The sequence below is a fragment of the Mesorhizobium sp. M7A.F.Ca.CA.002.15.2.1 genome (genome assembly GCF_003998715.1).
GTDB classification, from domain to species: domain Bacteria; phylum Pseudomonadota; class Alphaproteobacteria; order Rhizobiales; family Rhizobiaceae; genus Mesorhizobium; species Mesorhizobium ciceri.
This window is the reverse complement of the sequence record NZ_RZPI01000730.1, coordinates 1-2,647: the sequence shown is the minus strand read 5'-3', so window position 1 is coordinate 2,647 and position 2,647 is coordinate 1. Positions and strand designations below refer to the sequence as shown.

General features: G+C 62.7%; 4 protein-coding genes. 2 read left to right on the top strand and 2 right to left on the bottom strand.

Annotated features, from left to right (window positions below):
• Both glyS and ENZ74_RS28335 read left to right on the top strand, forming a co-directional pair.
• Nucleotides 1–1,266 (top strand): glycine--tRNA ligase subunit beta (glyS, locus tag ENZ74_RS28340; RefSeq protein ID WP_127313165.1); only part of this gene is annotated, 1,266 nt, incomplete at its 5' end.
• A 109-nt stretch (nt 1,267–1,375) separates the two neighbouring features.
• Nucleotides 1,376–1,666, top strand: a complete 291-nt coding sequence (locus ENZ74_RS28335) for a hypothetical protein (protein ID WP_063170186.1) — start codon at nt 1,376–1,378, stop codon at nt 1,664–1,666.
• A 105-nt stretch (nt 1,667–1,771) separates the two neighbouring features.
• On the opposite strand, the gene ENZ74_RS28330 is transcribed toward ENZ74_RS28335, so the two are convergent.
• Both ENZ74_RS28330 and ENZ74_RS28325 read right to left on the bottom strand, forming a co-directional pair.
• Entirely contained in the window at nt 1,772–2,125 is a 354-nt protein-coding gene (locus ENZ74_RS28330) for a hypothetical protein (protein ID WP_245265313.1), read from the bottom strand.
• 171 nt (nt 2,126–2,296) lie between these two features.
• A partial coding sequence (locus ENZ74_RS28325) for a hypothetical protein (protein ID WP_127313164.1) occupies nt 2,297–2,647 on the bottom strand: 351 nt, incomplete at its 5' end.

The window sequence follows — 2,647 nt, the reverse complement described above, 5'->3', positions numbered from 1 at the left end:
AACCAGAAGTGCTTTGTGACGCGGCCGCAGGGTGTCGACGACGCGCTTTCCAATCGCTTCATTCTAACCGCCAACATCGAAGCCAGGGATGGCGGCAAGGAGATCGCCCACGGCAACGGCAAGGTGGTGCGCGCCCGTCTGTCCGACGCGCTTTATTTCTGGACGACCGACCAGGGCGATTTGCCTGACCTGGCTGAGCTCGAGGCATCGGCGGAAAAATTCGGGCTTGATCTCAAGAAGCCTCTCGACCAGCGCATGGCCCGCCTCGACCATCTCGGCGTGACTTTCCACGCCAAGCTCGGCACGCAGGGCGAACGGGTGGAGCGGATCAAGCGATTGGCGGAAGAACTGGCTCCGACAGTCGGCGCCGATCCCGCACTCGCGCGCCGCGCTGCCGTCTTGGCCAAGGCAGATCTCACCACCGAAGTCGTCGGCGAGTTCCCGGAACTGCAAGGCGCCATGGGCCGCAAATATGCGCTGCTTCAGGGCGAGCATGCATCGGTCGCCGCTGCAGCGGAGGAACACTACAAGCCGCAAGGCCCGTCCGATCGCGTATCGAGCGATCCGGTTTCGATCACAGTGGCGCTTGCCGATAAGCTCGATACGCTGGTCGGTTTCTGGGCAATCGACGAAAAGCCGACTGGGTCGAAGGATCCCTATGCGCTGCGTAGAGCGGCGCTGGGTGTGGTTAGAATATTGGTCGAGAATGATATTCGACTGGCGCTGGCAGCCATCGTCGGGAAAGCGTCTGACCTTCTGTCCTTCTTCCACGACCGCCTGAAAGTCTACCTCCGCGATCAGGGCGCCCGGCACGATCTCATCGATGCCGTCATCACGCCGCAGTCCGACGACCTCTTGCAGATCGTCCGCCGCGTCGAGGCGCTCGGCGCCTTCCTCGACACCGAGGACGGCAAGAACCTGCTCGCCGGCACTAAGCGCGCGGCCAACATTCTGGCTGCCGAGGAGAAAAAGAAAACGGCGGTCGCCGAAACCGTTGAGCCGGCGCTGTTTCGCGCGGATACCGAGAAATCGCTGTTTGCGGCGGTGAACCAGGCTGAGAAGCAAGCCGGCGAAGCGATTCAAAACGATGATTTTTCCGGCGCCTTGCTGGCGCTTAGCGTGTTGCGCGAGCCGGTTGATTCATTCTTTGAGCATGTTCTTGTAAACGATGAGGATCAGGCGGTGCGTGCCAACCGCCTGGCGCTGCTCGCCCGCATCCGCACGGCCACCGGTCAGGTCGCGGATTTCTCCAGGATCGCAGGTTAAGGCGAAGAAAATATTCTCTGCTACCGGCCGTTCGAGCCGGCTTACAGTCATATGGCGATGATCTCTCCGTGGCAAAAGGGACATGTTCCCCAACCCCACGGAGGCTTCCATGAATTCCGATCACGAAATCGAAGTGACAGAAGAAACTCCCGCCGAGGCGCTTGAATCCGCTTCCGAAACCATTCTCGATCATGCCGCCGCCGCAGCGATCGAAGCCGCTGACCTGTCTGATGACGACGAAGACGGCGACGATGAAGAAGGCGAAGAGTCCACCGAAGCTGCCACGCTCTCGGATGACGACGAAGATGAAGACGAGGACGAAGACGACGCCGAGGACAGCGTGAAGGCTGAAGGCGACGAGTCCGAAGAAGAAGACGACGACAAGGAAGAAGCGGCCTGATCTTTTCAGCCGCCGAGTCTATCGATGGCAAGGCGGCGCCGAGGCGCCGCCTTTTGCTATCAGCCGTCCCCGAAGCCGACTGTCAGCCGCCCCGGCGACGGCCCGTCAGTTCTCGAGAATGCTGACGCGCACGCTGTTTTCGTAGACGTCGACCTGGATCAGCGGTTCGCCATTGACGATGGCGCGCTTGGTCGAGGAACTCATCGCGCCGCCGCGTTCCAGCATGCGCTGCAGGTCGGCGCGCTGGTCGTTGGTCCTGAACCAGCCATCAGCCTCGTCGTCGCTGTCACGGCGGTGGAATTTGTGCCAGTTGGCGCGGTCCTGCCGCACCATCTGCGCGGCATTGTCCAGCGCATAGCCGTCACTCGCCTGATGGTCGCGATCGGAAATGCGCGCGACATAGGATCCCAGCATGTCGTCGGCATGAGCCGCGACGACGCCAAGCAGTGACGCCAGCAATAGGCCTGCTCCGGTTACGATTCCAGATTTTCTCATGGCCCCCCCTTTACCCCTAGTGATGAAATCCCGTCTGCCAGAAATGCCTGGAACGGGGACTGCCTGGCAATGGTGCGCCGGGCGCCAGATCGCCGTCAAGTCACGCCATCGATGTCGGCTGTCTTTGAGCCGAGGCTACTTGGTGTAGCCGTTGGGAGGCATGCGCTGCCCTGCTGCCGGGGCCGGAGCGCTCGGCGGGGCGGGTTTGTTCTCGGCGTTCCCTGAGGGGGCAGCGGAAGCGGTGGCCGTTGCCGGCGCGGTGCCAGCGGCCGGCGCGGCACCGGTCGCTGGTGCAGCGGTTGGCGCGGGTGCCGGGAAATCGGGACCGGTAACGCCGCCACGGATGACCATCGGGCCTGGCTGGAAGCCGTGTCCGGTCGCGGGCTTGTCCGGGATCGCCGCTACCTTTTCATCGGTGACGTCGGGCGGCGCTTCCCCTACTGCCATCACCGACCGCGCATCGCTGGTGTTGACCGCATCGACGAT

Bases quoted from the DNA above. Each gene is read 5' to 3' on its own strand.
- ENZ74_RS28335 (WP_063170186.1), top strand. From the start codon at position 1,376: ATGAATTCCGATCACGAAATCGAAGTGACAGAAGAAACTCCCGCCGAG.